Genomic DNA, 16911 nt, shown 5'->3' on the forward strand with positions numbered 1-16911 from the left:
TATATCAGTTATCATCACCTGATAACATATTAATTATATCATGTTGATAGCAGATGTCAACAACAATTTTCAAAAAAATTATGAAGTTGATAACAAATGTCTTATATCAACGCTTAATATGTTACCAATTTTTACAGCTTATGTCAAACAAATTTTAAAAATAAATTTAAAATCCAATTGATAAACAATTCGTACTGACAATTTACTAATATAAACGAAAAATTCTTATTCGTCAACCTTAACATCGATAAAAACCTAATTTCATTTACGATCTATAAATTCCTTGTATAAAAAAGATTAGAGATTCAATAAATCTCTAATCTTTTTAATTATTTCAACTCAGGCGCGTCCGTTTGATACAAGTCTTCTGTTGTTTTCCCTTTATTTTTATAAAGTAAACTCGTTTTTTCTTTCTTTTGTTGCTTCTTCAAATTTCGTAAAGCGTCAGATTTTTTATATGTGTACTTCGTTTTATCAACCTTATCAAATCCTTTTGGTGTATAGAATCTTAATAAATCCCCAGTAACAATTTTATCTGATAACGCTAATTGATTACTTACAAAATCTTGTTGTTCATCGACTTGCTTTTGTTGTTCTTTACTTAGTTTATCAGTAACAACTTTACCTTGATTATCATAAATCTTACTTCCAATTTTAGAATATGTTGGTGAAACAAAGTTACCATTTCTAAATGCAACTGTTTGAGACATCGAATTTACATCTTCTGATAATAGGTCATGCCCCATTTGGACAGTGTCATTATTTTTTACACCTAATAAATCTAGCAATGTTGGCATAACATCAATTTCGCCACCGTAAGTATGGTTAATTCCACCTTGAAGCCCATTCATATGAATCATAAATGGTACCTTTTGGAACATTGCCAAATCATAACTACTTACCGATTTCTTACCCAATAATTGTGCAATTGCCTTTGGATGATTATCAGAAATTCCGTAATGATCTCCATACATTACAATCATTGAGTTATCATACAATCCTGCTTTCTTTAGGTAATCTATAAATTCAGCGATTGATTGATCTAAGTAACGCGCTGTTTGAACATAACCATCTACAGTCGCATCCTTTGTCGTCGTTTTTTCAATTGATTGGTTTTTTTTGTCTAACTCGTATGGATAATGATTAGTAACTGTAATTAGTTTTGCATAAAAAGGTTGTGGTAATTGTTCAATATATTTAACCGATTGTTTTAGGAAAATCTTGTCTTTTAAACCATAACCAATTTCATAATCAGCTTTATCTTTGTAGTAGTCCTTACTAAAGTAATTTTGGTATCCCCATGATTTATACGTGTTATCACGGTTCCAAAAACTACCCACATCCCCGTGGAACGAAGCTGTTGAATAACCCCTTTGTTCTAACATTGCAGGCATTGCTTGGAATGTATTTGATGTTCCATATGAAGTCATCACTGACCCAGAAGGTAATCCATATAGCGAGGTTTCCAACATTGTTTCCGCATCGGAAGTTTTCCCTTGCCCTACTTGATTAAAGAAATTATCAAATGATATTGTATTTTGATCATGATAAAATTTGTTAATTGTAGGAGTTACTTCTTCCCCGTTGACTTTATAATCAATTAGGAATTGTTGAAAACTTTCTAAATGAATCATAAAGACATTTTTGCCTTTAGCTTTACCAAAATATTGGACGTTTGGCGCTGTTCGATTTTTCTTAACAAACTTAAATACATCGTCTAAATCCCCACTATTCGCTTTAGCTCTAGTAGTTGATTCTTTATGTGATTGGTACGTGCTATATCCCGCAAAAAAATCTAACCCCAAGTACTTAACGATATAGTTGTTATCAAATGTTCTTGTTAGTAATTGTGAACGATCCTTTTCTGCTAATCCCAAATTACCAAAAAATAATGCAATCGAAGCAATGATGATTGATGTAGGAACCCAATAATTAACTTTTTTAAAATCAGGCTTAATAACTTTAAAAGTCACTAGCAATGCTAGAATAATGACATCTAAAAACACTAAAAAATCATCCGGATGAATAATCTGACTAATACTTAAACTTAAGTTATTCGAAACCGATCCAGAAGATTTAACAACACCCATTGTCAAAAAATCTGAAAATTCGCGATAATATAAAATATTTGCAAACAACCACATTGATTGGATTAAATCAATTACAATCATAATCCAATATGATTTTTTACCTTTAAAGAATAAGGCGATTCCAAATAAAAGTAATGCAAATGGAATTGGATTGAGCGCAAGTAAAAATTCCTGCATCCCTCCATTAACACCCAAAGTAAACTTAGTATTATAAACTATATACGTTTTTAGCCAAAATAAGACTAAAACAGTAATAAAAAATCCAATTCGAGAACTAAATGCTGCCTGGATTTTATTTAATTTTGACCGCACTGTCTTTGCCTCCATATATTTAACTTTATCCAATAGTGATTATAATAAAAAAGATGGCAATTTTAAATAGAAACAGCCATCCTTCATATTTTTTTAATATTTAGTCGTTAAGCAAGTCGTAAATGTCCATTGCTGCCATATCAATATCATCATATCCAAATTTTTGATGAGTTGACATATCTTCTAATGTATAAGTTGAAGTTGCTGGATCGTATTGTACTAATCCTCTTTCTTCACCATTTTTTTCAAAACGACGTGTTTGAATTTCATCACTTTCTGTCTTTGCCATTGCATCAAGACGAGTAATAATAGCAACTAATTGTGAATTTTCCATTCTGGCACCTCTTCTTTCCGATTTATCTCTTTTTTTTCTACCTTTTTGATAATATCACGTTTAACACGCTTTTACATTAAAAACTATTAAAAATTTACTTTTTTTCAATGTATTTAACTTTTTTAGGAACAACTAACAAGGCAACTAATCCTGCAATCATCCCAAAATAATACGTTACAAAACGCCATAATAACATCGCTAATACTAATTTACTCCCAGAACCAATAAAACTACTAAAAATGATTGAAAAACTATACTCTGCTCCGCCTGCTCCTCCAGGAATTGGGAATAACGATATAATCATTACAATCAACACATGCATCGAAATCACCAAAATTACATTAGCTTTGGTAACACCTAAAGATAACAAAATAAAATATGGAATAGCATAATACAGTATCAACTGGATCAATGTGTATATGCAAACTTTCAATAAGAGCTTCCAATCTGATTTTAAGCCTAAACTCTCCTCATAGAAGTTTTGAATTTTTTCTTCTAAAACCATTTGCCATTTGCGATGTTTTTCTTGATTAATCCAAGAAACTGGTTTCAAACAAATATCCACTAATTTCTTAGTAAAATTATACCAGTACATCACTAATAACAAGCCAACAATTACGGCAAAATGAGCCACAAATCCTAAGATCAATAAAATTGAAAGCATATGGACTTTTTCTGCGATAAATTCAAAACCAATAATTAAGCAAATAATAAAATTAACTACAATCATTGCTTGATAGACAACAAATTTCATTAAAGTACTGGATGTAGCTCTACCTGCGTCAATTCCGGATTGGGTTAATGCAAAAAGTTGTGCTGGTTGTCCTCCAGTTGAAAATGGAGTAATTCCATTAAATAATTGTTCCAACATCGGAACTCTTAACGCATCTCTAAAAGGATAATGTTGCACCTGTCTTCGGACAAATACTTTAATAATTATCGCTTCAAATACTAATGATAGAAACATGCAGCCAAAAGCGACTAATAACCACCACAAATTTAAATTGTTTAAATCATGAATAAAACTTTCCATTGAGATATTTCGCAATGAAAAAATCATGATTAAAATCCCAATAAAAAACATTGTAAACAAAGCTATGCGATTTTTAGATGTCATTTTGATCCTCCAGCAACGATTGATAAAAATCAAACCACACTTTAGCTAGGCGTTCTTCAGAATAGTACTGCGCTGCTTGCTTTGATTTTTTTGCTAAATCCTTTAACTTGCTATTGTCATTCATTAATTTTTGTAAAACGACCTGCATATCTTCTTTGTTCTTTACCGGTTCAAAGTACCCTTCAATAATAGAATGATATAACTCTAAATCGCGTAAAACAACTGGTGTTTGCGTATTAAATGCTTCTAAAACTGTCATAGGAAATAATTCATTGTACGATGGCAAGAAATAAACATCACTTGCATTATAATAACGATTCATTTCGGCACGACTTACAATTCCTGGAAACTTTAAATTTTGGGGCGGATTGTCGATCACCCTTTTCAATTCGTTATATCCATCTGTAAGTTTTCCAAAAGAAAAACCGCCAACCCACACAAACTGCATTTGGGGATTTCGTTTGGCTAATTCAATAAAATCAAAAACACCTTTTCTTTCTTGAACTTGCCCTGCTCCCATAATTGTAAATTTATCATCTAAATTTAAACTCTGACGGATCGCTGATTTATCTTCATCAATGACATAAAATTCATCTTTTGAAACAAAATTAGGAATATAAGTAATTTTATTTCGATTAATTCCGTACTCCTCTAATTTGCTAATAAACATCGGATTTACAACAACTAAGCAATCCATCCGTTTATAAAATCTAATCAAATACTTGTAAAAGACTTTTTGGGCAATCCAAGGAAGCTTTAAACTTCCTTCTAGCGTTTCAGGTAAAAAATGAACGTAGCCTACTTTAACTCCTCTGTAAGGCAAAAATGTCGATAAGAAAAATTTGAAATCAACAGTATGATAATGGCTGATTGGTGCCTTAGTTAATTCGTTAATTCTAACTTCTAGCTCATTAGGATAATATTTTTTTAATAAATTAATTAACTCAAGGTAAGCACTTCCTACCCCTTGACCTTTTACCTTAGTCGCAGAAGAAAACATCTGGATTCTCAACAAAACACTCTTTCCTTTCTGTTCCAAAATCTTCGTTATATTTTCTTTTCATTTCTTTGATATTCCTGGCGTTCAAAAGCCCAATACAATCTTGGTATAAAGTAACTATTTGTTCACCAAATTTTTCAGAAGATATATCATGAAGCAACATTTCACGCGGCTTAGTATCACTATAATTTCCTGGATGATTTAGATAATCTAAAATTTGTTGTACTAATTCATCTGTTGTACTAAATGCCATTCCAATACTTTTATCCGTTAAAATTTGATCTGTGTAAGGACTATGCGTTGTAATTACCTTTGTACCTGAAGCAATTGCTTCAATATACGTAAGCCCTTGTGATTCAGATGCAGATGTTGATACAAAAATATCCGCTGCTTTGTAGTAATTTCCTACTAGATTATTATTAATTTCACCAGTAAAAATTACATGATCATTTAATCCTAAATCTGAAACTTGCTGTTTCAAACTGTTCTTAGCGGGACCATCTCCACAAATCATAAGCATTGCATCGTGTTTTTGCTTAATAATTTCTGGCATTACAGCAATCATCTTATCAATATCTTTTTCAAACGCTAACCTACTTAAAGTTAGCAATAACGGCGTGTTTTCATCAATTCCATATTTAGATCTCACATTTAAATATTCGCTCTTGGTAAACTTTGTAATATCAACTCCTGTTGGAATAATTACAATTTTTTGTTGAATCCCATAAGATTCTAGAGTTTCTTTAACACGCAAACTAGGAGCAACAACAGCACTCATATTTGAACAAAATGACTTGGTCATTTGCTTAACATGATACGGCTTTAACAAGCGGCCCTTAGCAACATAATGTAAGTAATCTTCATACATTGTATGATAAGTATGTAGACATGGGATCTTCAAATTTTTTGCAACTAATTTGCCAATAATCCCCATCGAAAATTCTGTTTGAGTATGGATAACGTCTAAATTTAATTCTTTAGCGACTTGGTATGCTCTAAACAAACCACGAAATGCAATTCGCCGGTCAGTAAAAGATACAAATGGCACACTAGCAAAACGAAAAATATTTCTTTCGAAAATATCTTTGTTTACGTTTGGATCAGTTGTGGTAAAAATATACACGACATGCCCTTGACGTTCTAGTTGATCTCGTAAAGTTTTAATCGAGGTTGCAACACCACTTACTTGCGGATAATATGTATCCGTAAATATTCCGATATTCACTTAAATCCTCCTCGTCACTTTTAATATAATCATTATTAATTATATGTTGTTATAGGGCCTATTTCAATCAAAACTAGAAAATTATACATAAAAAGGCCGGAGACACCTCTCCAGCCTTCATTATTAGATTTTATTGTTCAGTATATTCGTTTACTAAAGCAACAACTTCTTCTGAAGTTTCGCAATCTAAAGCTTTGTTAGCTAATTCTTCCATCTTAGCTGAATCTAACTTCTTAAGTAAGCTACGTGTCTTAAGAACAGATGTAGCACTCATTGAAAATTCATCTAAGCCTAAACCAACTAACAATGGAACCGCTGTTTGATCACCAGCCATTTCACCACACATACCAGTCCACTTACCTTCAGCATGTGAAGCATCAATTGTACGTTTAACCATACGTAAGATTGATGGGTTATATGGTTGATATAGATATGATACACGTTCGTTACCACGGTCTGCTGCCATTGTGTAACCAATTAAATCATTAGTACCAATACTAAAGAAGTCAACATATTTTGCTAACTTATCAGCAATCATAGTTGCAGCAGGAATTTCCATCATCATACCTACTTCGATATCATCAGAAACAGCAACACCTTCAGCAACTAATTTAGCCTTTTCTTCTTCGAAGATAGCCTTAGCATCCTTAAATTCTTGCACTGTTGCAATCATTGGGAACATAATAGCTAAACGACCAAATTCAGATGCACGAAGTAATGCACGTAATTGTGTACGGAAGATATCTTGGCGATCCAATGAAATACGAATAGCACGATATCCTAAGAATGGATTTTCTTCTTCTGGAAGTGGTAAGTAAGGAAGTTCCTTATCCCCACCAATATCCATTGTACGTACAACAACTTGCTTGCCGTCCATACCTTCTAAAGCTTGTTTGTAAGCTTGGAATTGATCTTCTTCTGAAGGTAATTCAGCAGCATCCATATATAAGAATTCTGAACGGAATAAGCCAACAGCTTCAGCACCGTTATCATTAGCACCTTCAACATCTTTAGGTGTACCGATGTTTGCTGCCAATTTAACTTGCTTGCCATCTTTAGTTAATGACTTAGCGTCTTTTAATAACTTCCATTCTGCTTTTTGGTCAGCAAAAGCTTTTGCGCGACCTTCATAATCTGCTAATTCTTCAGCAGTTGGTTCAACTAACGCTTCTCCATCAAGACCATCAATGATTACCATTTGACCTTCTTGAATATCTGAAGTTGCTGAACCTGAACCAACAACTGCAGGGATTTCTAATGTACGAGACATAATTGCTGAGTGTGATGTACGACCACCAATATCAGTAATAAATCCTTTAACAAAGTTGCGGTCTAATTGAGCTGTATCTGAAGGAGTTAAATCATGTGCAACAATAACAACTTCTTCATTAATCAAAGCAGGGTTAGGTAATTTAACACCTAACAAGTGACTCATAACACGCTTAGTAACGTCACGAATATCTCCGGCACGTTCTTGCATATACTTGTTATCAGTCATACTTTCAAACATTGAGATAAACATATCTGTTACGCTCTTCAATGCTGATTCGGCATTAACCTTATCATTCTTGATTTTTTCATTAATTTGTCCAAATAATTCTGGATCAGATAAAATAGTCAAGTGTGCTTCAAAAACTTGTGCTTCTTCTTCACCTAAGTTTTGTGCAGCTTTTTGTTTAATAACTTCAAGATCTTGTTTTGATGTTTCAACTGCAGCTTCTAAGCGTGCAACTTCTGCATCAACATCATCAATAGTTTTTTCAGTAAATGACAAATCAGGTTGAACAAGCATATAAGCTTTAGCAGCTGCGATACCATCACTAGCTGCAATCCCTTTAATAACTTTTGTCATTATTCTGCTAAACCTTCCTTAGTCATTGCTTCTGAGATTGCTGCGATTGCTTCTGCTTCGTCAGCACCGTCTGCAGTAATTGTAACGTCAGCATTTTGACCAACACCAAGTGACATAACACCCATGATTGACTTCAAGTTAACTGTCTTACCATTGTATTCTAAGTTAACATCTGAACTAAATTTGCTTGCAGCTTGTACTAATAAAGTAGCTGGGCGTGCGTGAATACCTGTTTCTGCGATTACGTGAAATTCTTTCTTTTCCATTTTAAATCATTCTCCTTTGAGTAACATAAAAATTTGTATTTAAATTAAGAAAAATTGCCTTAACACACGGTTTAATAACTTTGCGAACGCTAACAATTTTCTTGCTAAAAAAATAATAACATGATTTTTATAGTAAAACAAGGGTGATTACTTGCGTTTATTCAAAAAATTCTCTTTTTTTGAAAACCCTTACCCTTCTTTATTATGGGCATAATGATAAACCGCCCCACCATTTCTTTTGGCAGTACCGACGACGTTTTTACGGTGACCAAAATTCATATACTCCCGTTGAAAATCCATAAATTCTTCGGTAGTAATTTCTAACTTGTCGATTTTACCATCTTTTAAATCTTCTAATAATTGAGTATAATTTTTTGTCATTTCTATCTCCTTTCCTATTTATAATCTCACTAATTTTATCAAAATTCACCCAAGAAATCATTTTGCTTGAACTTTAATTCTAAAAAGGTATAATAAAAATCACAAGGTCAAAGATAGTCAAACTTCCATTTGGCAAAACCTGTATTTAGATTTTAAGAAAGGTCGTGAAATTATGTATTGTCAAAATTGTCATAATAATCCGGCAACTATTCATTTAACTGCAAATTTAAACGGTAAACAAACTTCCGTTGACCTTTGCCAAAAATGTTATCGCGAATTACGCAATGAAACCCAAGATAATTATCATACACCATCTGATCCATTTGGATTTAGCAGTCTTGATGATCTTTTAAAATCAATGTCTAATTCTGATTTTTCAAATCAAAACGCTAACTTTAAAAAGCCAAATCCCCAAAGTGGACGAGTAAATAACAACAATGGAAATAATCGTAACGGTAATTCAATTTTAAGCCAATACGGACTTGATTTAACTGAAGAAGCTCGTAACGGTCGTATCGATCCCGTTATCGGAAGAGACAAAGAAATTGCCCGTGTGATTGAAATTTTAAACCGTCGTACTAAAAATAACCCTGTTTTAATCGGAGAAGCTGGGGTCGGTAAAACAGCGGTTGTTGAAGGTTTAGCCCAAAAAATCATTGATGGCGATGTACCACAAAAACTTACAAACAAAAAAGTTGTGCGCCTTGATGTTGTTTCTTTAGTTCAAGGGACTGGTGTGCGTGGTCAATTTGAACAAAGAATGCAAGAGTTAATGAATGAATTAAAAGCATCAAAAGATACGATTCTTTCATCGATGAAATTCATGAAATTGTTGGGGCTGGTAATGCCGAAGGTGGAATGGATGCAGGTAACGTATTAAAACCTGCCCTCGCCCGTGGTGAATTCCAATTAGTTGGTGCGACAACATTAAATGAATTTAGGACAATTGAAAAAGATGCTGCACTTGCACGAAGATTACAATCAGTTCAAGTAAACGAACCATCAACACAAGAAACAATTAAAATTTTGATGGGAATTAAAGGAAAATATGAATCTTATCATCATGTTAAGTATACAGATGAAGCGATTGAAGCCGCTGTTAACCTATCAAATCGTTACATTCAAGATCGCTTTTTACCTGATAAAGCAATCGATTTACTTGATGAATCAGGATCTAAGAAGAACTTAACGATTAGCTTAGTTGATCCAAAGGTTATCGAAGAAAAAATTGAAAATGCTGAGAAGCAAAAACAATCTGCGTTACAAGATGAAGATTACGAAAAAGCCGCTTATTATCGTGATCAAGTTGCTCGTTTCCAAAAAATGAAAAACGATAACGTCGAAGATCAAAATATTCCGATTATCACAGAAGAAGATATGGAACATATCATCGAAGAAAAAACTGAAATTCCTGTCGGTGATTTAAAGGCTAAAGAAAAAGAACAATTACGTAACTTAGCTGATTCATTAGATAAGCACGTTATTGGTCAAACAAAAGCGGTTGATCGCGTTGCTCATGCAATTCGTCGTAATCGAATTGGATTTAACAAGTCAGGTCGCCCAATTGGATCATTTCTATTTGTTGGTCCTACTGGGGTTGGTAAAACAGAAACTGCTAAACAATTAGCACGTGAACTTTTCGGAACTGATGATGCGATGATTCGTTTTGATATGAGTGAATATATGGAAAAATTCTCAGTTTCAAAACTTATCGGTTCACCTCCTGGATATGTGGGATATGAAGAAGCTGGTCAATTAACGGAACAAGTTCGTCGTCATCCATACAGTTTAATCTTATTGGATGAAATTGAAAAAGCTCACCCTGACGTTATGCATATGTTCCTTCAAATTCTTGATGATGGACGTCTAACTGATTCTCAAGGGCGTACCGTATCATTCAAAGATACAATTATTATCATGACAAGTAACGCTGGTAGCGGTGATTCAGTTACATCTGTTGGTTTTGGGGCTGATAATTCATCAACAAATTCAATCATTGAAAAATTAACAGCTTACTTTAAGCCTGAATTTTTAAACCGTTTCGATGATATTGTTGAATTCCAACCGCTATCAAAAGAAAATCTAGTTCAAATCGTTGATTTAATGTTAGCTGATGTAAATAATATGCTTACTCGTCAAAGACTTGAGCTCACAGTAGATAAAGATGTAATTGAAAAACTTGCAGAACTTGGTTATGATCCTAAAATGGGGGCACGTCCATTGCGTCGCGTTATCCAAGAACAAATTGAAGATAAAATTGCTGATTTCTACTTGGACAACCCTACTAGCAGACACTTCTATGCTAGCTTAAACGACGATCAAATTGTTATTTCAGATAAAGCAAATGAAAAACAAACCGTAACTAGCGATACAGAAACGTCAACTGAAGAATAAGATTCATGATTTCTTGTAAAAAACTTCTTGCTAAATTAAAATTTTAATTATAAGATGAACTTAGAAAATTATGTGAAGGGATGGCAACGCTTATGATGACTTTGATTGACGTTACTAAAAGCCATGCATATCAAGTTCAACGGGTTCTTGCAGAAACACCCGTCCACTTTATTAAAGTTTATACGCTTGGCAATTCACGTGTAGTTTACAAGAAAAAAGAAGCTTTTTCAGAGGTAGTAATTTCAAATAAATTACGTGACATTACTGAAAAAGAGTTAGCATTTGTTATTAAAAAATTATTTGATAATAATTCTGATTCATTGGACATTACTAATCAAGGTAGTGTTATTGATATTACTCAGGCTAATTAACAGCTTGTTTTTGAGGACTAATTTTTAATTAGTCCTCTTTTATTTTTTCACTGAAACTTTTATTCAAAAACATTTAAAATACGCTGCCATATACGGTATAATAGAATTAATATTTATATTGGGAAAAGAAGGTGAAAATTTTGGCTATTTTCGATACAATGAAAAATTTATTTGGTAAGAGTAACGCTGAAGCAGCACGTCAAAAAACAAATGCCGTGCTTGAAACAAGCGTCAAAAACGATGATTCTAATCAAAATGAAATTGATTTTAATCAAACAAAGGTTGCGGCTAAACGACAAAGTGCAACTTTAATCATTATCTACCAAGATGACCATGGTCAAAGTTTGTCAACTCCTCAAATCATTTCAGGGTATCAAGGAGAACAATTAAATCTTCAATTTAAAGAATTTCCTAACTATGATTTAGTTAATATTTCAGGTTTTACCAGTGCTTTTGTTGATACATATGGTTCAATAACTTTAACTTATCGTAAGCACCAAGCGCCGATGTTTGGATGTTTTCACAAGACATTGACAAACAACAATTATTAATGCGCCCAGCTTTTATTCGAGGAGATATTGGGACTAGATTTGAATTAAATGCTCCAAGAATCCCTGATTATTCTTTAAAAAAGGCAATTGGTCCAACTCGTGGAACTTTTTCTGCAAAACAACAAAAAGTTACCTACTATTATCGTAAATCACGGTGGAAACATGTTGATCATAACGTTCATTATCTTCGGGTTAAATTTTACAGCTTAAGTTATGATGAACCTGAAGGTCAAAATGTATCTGTTACACTTTCTCCAGATACTGTTTGGCAAACATTTGAATCAATTCAAATGATTAACGATGAATGGTGGTACAACATCGGAGGAAACTCTTGGGTTAAATTCGATGAAAATAAAATGGAATTATTAGAGCAAAATCCTTATAAATTCGATGAAAAATTCCTACTCGCACCTATTCAAGAAGATCCCGAATTGCATATTCCAGAACCAATTCCAGTTTCAATTACTGCTATAATTAACTTCGTACCTAATAAAAAGTTAGCCTTGTATGACCGACCTTTTGGACGAAAAATTAATGAAATTGACAATAATTCAACTGTATTAGTTACTGCACGTAATCGTGTTGGCGATATGGTATGGTTTAAAATCGATGATCTCGGATGGACAATTTGGGAGTATCTTAAATTCTAAAAAAAAGACTTGAGAAAAAAATCTCAAGTCTTTTTTACATAGAAATAATTATTATAATTTTGCTGTTAATTCAACATCAGGATATTTATCTTTAAACCAGCGTTCTGCAAATTCGTTTTCAAATAAGAACAATGGTTGATCTGCGCGATCTTTAACCAACAGATTTCGTGATGATGACATCTTTTCATCTAATTGTTCAGGATTAATCCAACGCGCAATCTTACGGCCCATCGGTGTCATTTCAACTTCTGAATTATATTCATTCATCATACGGAATTTAAATACTTCAAATTGAAGTTGACCAACAGCACCTAAGATATATTCCCCAGTACTGTAACTTTGGTAAAGTTGGACCGCACCTTCTTGGACCAATTGGTTAATTCCTTTATGGAATGACTTTTGTTTCATAACGTTCTTAGCTTGAACACGCATAAATAATTCAGGAGTAAATTGTGGTAGTTTTTCAAACTTAATTGGTTTTTTACCTGTATAAATTGAATCACCAATTTGGAAATTACCAGTATCATACAACCCAATAATATCTCCAGCAACCGCTGTTTCTAACGTTTCACGGGTATCAGCCATAAATTGCGTTGAATTTGACAGGCGTAATTTTTTCCCAGTTCTTTCTAAGAAAACATCCATTCCCCGATCAAATTCACCAGAACAAATTCTTACAAAGGCAATCCGATCACGGTGGTTAGGATTCATGTTAGCTTGAATTTTGAAAATAAAACCAGAAAATGCTTCGTCATCAGGAGCTAATTGCTTATCATCTTCAACTTTATGTTCAGCTGGTTTAGGCGCAAATTGAAGGTAAGCATCTAAGAATGTCTTAACCCCAAAGTTTGTTAAGGCAGAACCAAAGAAAACTGGTGTTAATTCTCCGTTTGCAATTTTTTCTTTATCAAATTCACTTCCGGCACCTTTAATTAAATCAATTTCATCTAAAACTTGACGATAGATACTTTCTTCTTTAAGAGGACTATCCCCTTTGATTTCTCCATTTTCATCTAATTCTAAAAATTCTTGGCCTTCCCCTTCAGAACGATAAAGTTCAATGCGATTGTTATAGATATCGTAAAGTCCTTCTAAACCTTTACCCATCCCAATTGGCCAATTCATTGGGTATGATTCAATTCCTAAAACTTCTTCAAGTTCCGCAGTTAAATCTAATGGTTCGCGTCCATCGCGATCCAACTTGTTAATAAAAGTAAAGATTGGAATACCACGCATGCGACAAACCTGGAATAATTTCTTTGTTTGGGGCTCAATCCCTTTGGCTGAGTCAATCACCATGACCGCTGAGTCAACCGCCATTAATGTGCGGTAAGTATCTTCTGAGAAATCTTCGTGCCCTGGTGTATCTAAGATATTGACACGTTTGCCTGCATAATCAAATTGCATAACTGAACTAGTAACAGAAATCCCACGTTTCTTTTCGATTTCCATCCAGTCAGATTTAGCAAAATTTCCACTTTTTTTAGCTTTAACAGTTCCGGCAGTACGCACAACCCCACCAAAAAGCAAGAGTTGTTCCGTGATTGTTGTCTTCCCTGCATCAGGGTGAGAAATAATCGCAAATGTACGACGCTTATCAACTGCTTTAGTTAATTGTTCTTGATCCATTTTTTTCTCCTATTTTTAAATATCAGTCATTACTATCTTACATAAGAAAAAGGTAGGTTTCAAGCTCCTACCTTTGATAAATTATGAAAACTATCCATTGACTGTCGTTGTGTCAGCTTGAGTTTGTCCATAATCATTTGTATTTGAATCAGCTTGTTCTTGGACTTGTAAACTTTCACTTTCCCCTTGATCTAAAGGTACTCCGTTTCCGGGAACTTTTAGGTTTTGTCCTCCTGAAATAGAGACATTTCCTTCAAAATCATTTAACAACATAATATCACCAACACTTACACCATAACGATTAGCTATACTTTCAAGCGTATCGCCATCTTGGGCTGTAATTGTTGAAGAATTGGCTTCCAAAGCTTTCTTTTGAGAACTTTTAGCTTTTGCACTCTCATTTTTTTTGCTTTCAGAAATTGATTTTGCCTTAGCCTTACTTGCTTCAACTTTTTTAATCGAAGCTTGTTTTTGGGCTCTTGATACAGACACAGAATAACGTTGAGATGCTTTTTTTGAAGATTCTTGCGCTATTTTTGCCTGACGAACTTGATGTTGATCCCATAATTGATATCCACCAACACCTAACAACCCTAAAACAACAATCGCAATTAGTACTCTAAGTCCGCGCTTTTTCTTTACTTTATGGTTGGTTGCTTTATGCTTTTTATTTTTATCGCTTTTTTTAGCATCACTGGTCAACTCTACTAATGGATCAATCCGGTGATTATTGTAAAAAGCTTTTTTCATTTTACGTTCATCTTTTCGTGTGAACCCATTTTCAAATTGTTCTTCTTTAAATTGATTATATAGTGAGGTAATATCATAATCAATTTGTGCTTTTTGTTTTTCACGAATAAAATTATTCTTTTCCCCACTAGATAGGCCATTATACCAATCATTTTCAAAGCGAAAATCACGCATAACCATTGGGGTTGGTCCAATTTTTTTAGCTTCCCCAAAGTCCATCCAAATAGTGCGTTCGCAAATAGCTTCCAAGGTTACTCCTGTAGTTGCAGTAATTACAAAAGATACCCCTAAATCTTTTAGTTCTCGAATTTTTTGCATCACTTTTTGGAAGAAAGTTTGCTCTAATGATGAAAAGACATCATCTAATAAAACGACTTCTGGTTTATTAAATAATGCAATTGACAGTACCAAGCGGGAAATCATTCCTGCTGAATATTCTTCAACTGGTCGATAAATCCATTGTCCAATTTCTGTAAAATTGACAATGGATTTGATGACATGGCCTTGTTGAACTTCATCTAAAATTATTTTTTTAACTTCTTTTTCAATATTTGCCATTCCCGAAAGTTTTGCATCAATACTATTTGTCATCGAAGCCAAATAAATATGTGCATCTGAAATAACAAAACCTGTTGATGGTTCTTCAATTCCAGCTAATATTTTAAGTAACAAAGCTTTACCTGATCCATTTTTTCCAATTAATCCGATAGCTTCGCCTTGATTAACGTCAAAGTTCAAACCTTTTAAAGCCCAGAATTGCTTTTTGTTTTTAGTTTTTTCTACTGCTTCCCCTAAAAGAGGTCCGCTTTTAGTCAAGTATTTAACTGTTAATTTTGCCATATTTTCACCCTTTTTGTTGTTTTCCAACTAACACTTATCATTATACATTTACTACAAACTATTTTAAATAAAAAAAAGAAAATGCTGTTTGATTATTTTCCAGCATTTCCTCTTTTTCGTAAATTAACCTAATTCAGCTTTACCTTCACGTCTCATCAACAAGTTGATTTCTTCTTTGATATCTTTATTTTCATATAAAACATGGTAAATTGCTTCAGTAATTGGCATTTCAATTCCCTTTTGTTGTGCCAATTCATAAGCTGCTTTACAAGTATTGATTCCTTCAATAACCATTCCCATATCTTCAATAACTTCATCAAGTTTTTTACCTTGACCTAATTGATCTCCAGCACGCCAGTTTCTTGAATGAACACTTGTACATGTTACAATCAAATCACCAACCCCTGATAAACCAATAAATGTTAATGGATCGGCACCAAAGGCTACTCCTAAACGTGAAATTTCAGCTAAACCACGTGTCATAAGTGCAGCTTTGGCATCATCACCGTAACCTAAACCATGTAAGGCTCCCGCTCCAATTGCCACAACATTTTTAAAGGCTGCGCCAGTTTCAACTCCAATAACATCTGTATTTGTATAAATCCGGAGGTAGTTATTCATGAATAATTTTTGGACTTCTTTTGCAGCTTCGAGGTTTTCACATGCTGATGTAATTAATGTAATATCTTTTTTAGCTACTTCTTCAGCATGACTTGGTCCTGAGAGCACAACGATTTCACGACGTAAATCTGAAGGGATTTCTTCAGCAATTACTTCTGAAATTCGTTTATGTGAACCTAATTCTAACCCTTTACTTGCATGAATAATCAAAGGTTTTTGCTTTAATTCTGATAACACTTCTACTAATTGCTTAGCAACTAAACGAATTACTTTAGTTGGAACTACAAATAAGACTGCTTTAGCTCCGTCAACTGCTTCTTTTAAATCAACAGTTGCATGTAAAGTTTCAGAATACTTGTAATTTGGAATATAACGTTCGTTAGTGTGTTGATTGTTTAATTCATCTACTTGAGCTTGAGAATTTGACCATAACCAAACATCATGCCCATTTTCGTCTAACACACTGGCAAGAATACTTCCCCATGAACCAGCACCTAAAACTGCCACTTTTTCTTTCATTCTAAAATA

Annotated in this window: 14 protein-coding genes and 1 pseudogene; 4 read left to right on the forward strand and 11 right to left on the reverse strand. The window is 33.5% G+C overall.

Annotated features, from left to right (window positions below; genetic code table 11):
• Nucleotides 1–329: 329 nt before the first annotated feature.
• From JCM14209_RS04430 to ykzS, 8 genes are all read right to left on the reverse strand, one after another.
• Nucleotides 330–2402: an LTA synthase family protein gene (locus JCM14209_RS04430; RefSeq protein ID WP_025022369.1), complete on the reverse strand. Its 2073-nt coding sequence runs from the start codon at nt 2400–2402 to the stop codon at nt 330–332.
• A 100-nt stretch (nt 2403–2502) separates the two neighbouring features.
• On the reverse strand, nt 2503–2736 hold the full coding sequence (locus JCM14209_RS04435; RefSeq protein WP_025022370.1) for a YkuJ family protein: 234 nt from the start codon (nt 2734–2736) through the stop codon (nt 2503–2505).
• 94 nt (nt 2737–2830) lie between these two features.
• Nucleotides 2831–3853 (reverse strand): lysylphosphatidylglycerol synthase transmembrane domain-containing protein, encoded by a 1023-nt coding sequence (locus JCM14209_RS04440; RefSeq protein WP_025022371.1) that lies wholly within the window; start codon nt 3851–3853, stop codon nt 2831–2833.
• Nucleotides 3843–4868 (reverse strand): glycosyltransferase family 4 protein, encoded by a 1026-nt coding sequence (locus JCM14209_RS04445; RefSeq protein ID WP_025022372.1) that lies wholly within the window; start codon nt 4866–4868, stop codon nt 3843–3845. The genes JCM14209_RS04440 and JCM14209_RS04445 overlap by 11 nt, the downstream gene beginning before the upstream one ends.
• Nucleotides 4834–6078 (reverse strand): glycosyltransferase family 4 protein, encoded by a 1245-nt coding sequence (locus tag JCM14209_RS04450; protein WP_025022373.1) that lies wholly within the window; start codon nt 6076–6078, stop codon nt 4834–4836. Before JCM14209_RS04450 ends, JCM14209_RS04445 begins: the two co-directional genes overlap by 35 nt.
• Before the next feature lie 130 nt (nt 6079–6208).
• Nucleotides 6209–7930 (reverse strand): phosphoenolpyruvate--protein phosphotransferase, encoded by a 1722-nt coding sequence (gene ptsP, locus JCM14209_RS04455; RefSeq protein WP_025022374.1) that lies wholly within the window; start codon nt 7928–7930, stop codon nt 6209–6211.
• Nucleotides 7930–8196, reverse strand: a complete 267-nt coding sequence (locus JCM14209_RS04460; RefSeq protein WP_025022375.1) for a phosphocarrier protein HPr — start codon at nt 8194–8196, stop codon at nt 7930–7932. The genes ptsP and JCM14209_RS04460 overlap by 1 nt, the downstream gene beginning before the upstream one ends.
• A 189-nt stretch (nt 8197–8385) precedes the next feature.
• Nucleotides 8386–8577 carry a protein YkzS gene (gene ykzS, locus JCM14209_RS04465; protein ID WP_025022376.1) on the reverse strand — a complete coding sequence of 64 codons (192 nt, stop codon included), beginning with the start codon at nt 8575–8577 and terminating at the stop codon, nt 8386–8388.
• A 172-nt stretch (nt 8578–8749) separates the two neighbouring features.
• On the opposite strand from ykzS, the pseudogene JCM14209_RS09055 reads away from it, so the two are divergent.
• The 4 genes and pseudogenes from JCM14209_RS09055 to JCM14209_RS10255 all read left to right on the forward strand — a co-directional run bounded on the left by JCM14209_RS09055 (nt 8750) and on the right by JCM14209_RS10255 (nt 12543).
• Nucleotides 8750–10971 (forward strand): annotated as a pseudogene (locus JCM14209_RS09055) (ATP-dependent Clp protease ATP-binding subunit).
• 80 nt (nt 10972–11051) lie between these two features.
• Entirely contained in the window at nt 11052–11342 is a 291-nt protein-coding gene (locus JCM14209_RS04475; protein ID WP_420806395.1) for a DUF1827 family protein, read from the forward strand.
• A 140-nt stretch (nt 11343–11482) separates the two neighbouring features.
• Nucleotides 11483–11893, forward strand: coding sequence for a MucBP domain-containing protein (locus JCM14209_RS10250; RefSeq protein ID WP_225349687.1), 411 nt, complete (start codon nt 11483–11485; stop codon nt 11891–11893).
• Nucleotides 11857–12543 (forward strand): MucBP domain-containing protein, encoded by a 687-nt coding sequence (locus tag JCM14209_RS10255; RefSeq protein ID WP_225349688.1) that lies wholly within the window; start codon nt 11857–11859, stop codon nt 12541–12543. The genes JCM14209_RS10250 and JCM14209_RS10255 overlap by 37 nt, the downstream gene beginning before the upstream one ends.
• A gap of 51 nt (nt 12544–12594) precedes the next feature.
• On the opposite strand, the gene JCM14209_RS04485 is transcribed toward JCM14209_RS10255, so the two are convergent.
• The 3 genes from JCM14209_RS04485 to JCM14209_RS04495 form a co-directional block, all read right to left on the reverse strand.
• Nucleotides 12595–14172: a peptide chain release factor 3 gene (locus tag JCM14209_RS04485; protein WP_025022378.1), complete on the reverse strand. Its 1578-nt coding sequence runs from the start codon at nt 14170–14172 to the stop codon at nt 12595–12597.
• A gap of 90 nt (nt 14173–14262) precedes the next feature.
• Nucleotides 14263–15762 carry an ATP-binding cassette domain-containing protein gene (locus tag JCM14209_RS04490; RefSeq protein ID WP_025022379.1) on the reverse strand — a complete coding sequence of 500 codons (1500 nt, stop codon included), beginning with the start codon at nt 15760–15762 and terminating at the stop codon, nt 14263–14265.
• Nucleotides 15763–15885: 123 nt separating this feature from the next.
• Nucleotides 15886–16902: an NAD(P)H-dependent glycerol-3-phosphate dehydrogenase gene (locus tag JCM14209_RS04495; protein WP_025022380.1), complete on the reverse strand. Its 1017-nt coding sequence runs from the start codon at nt 16900–16902 to the stop codon at nt 15886–15888.
• Between the last annotated feature and the right edge of the window lie 9 nt (nt 16903–16911).

It is taken from the genome of Ligilactobacillus hayakitensis DSM 18933 = JCM 14209 (assembly GCF_000615845.1).
GTDB classification, from domain to species: domain Bacteria; phylum Bacillota; class Bacilli; order Lactobacillales; family Lactobacillaceae; genus Ligilactobacillus; species Ligilactobacillus hayakitensis.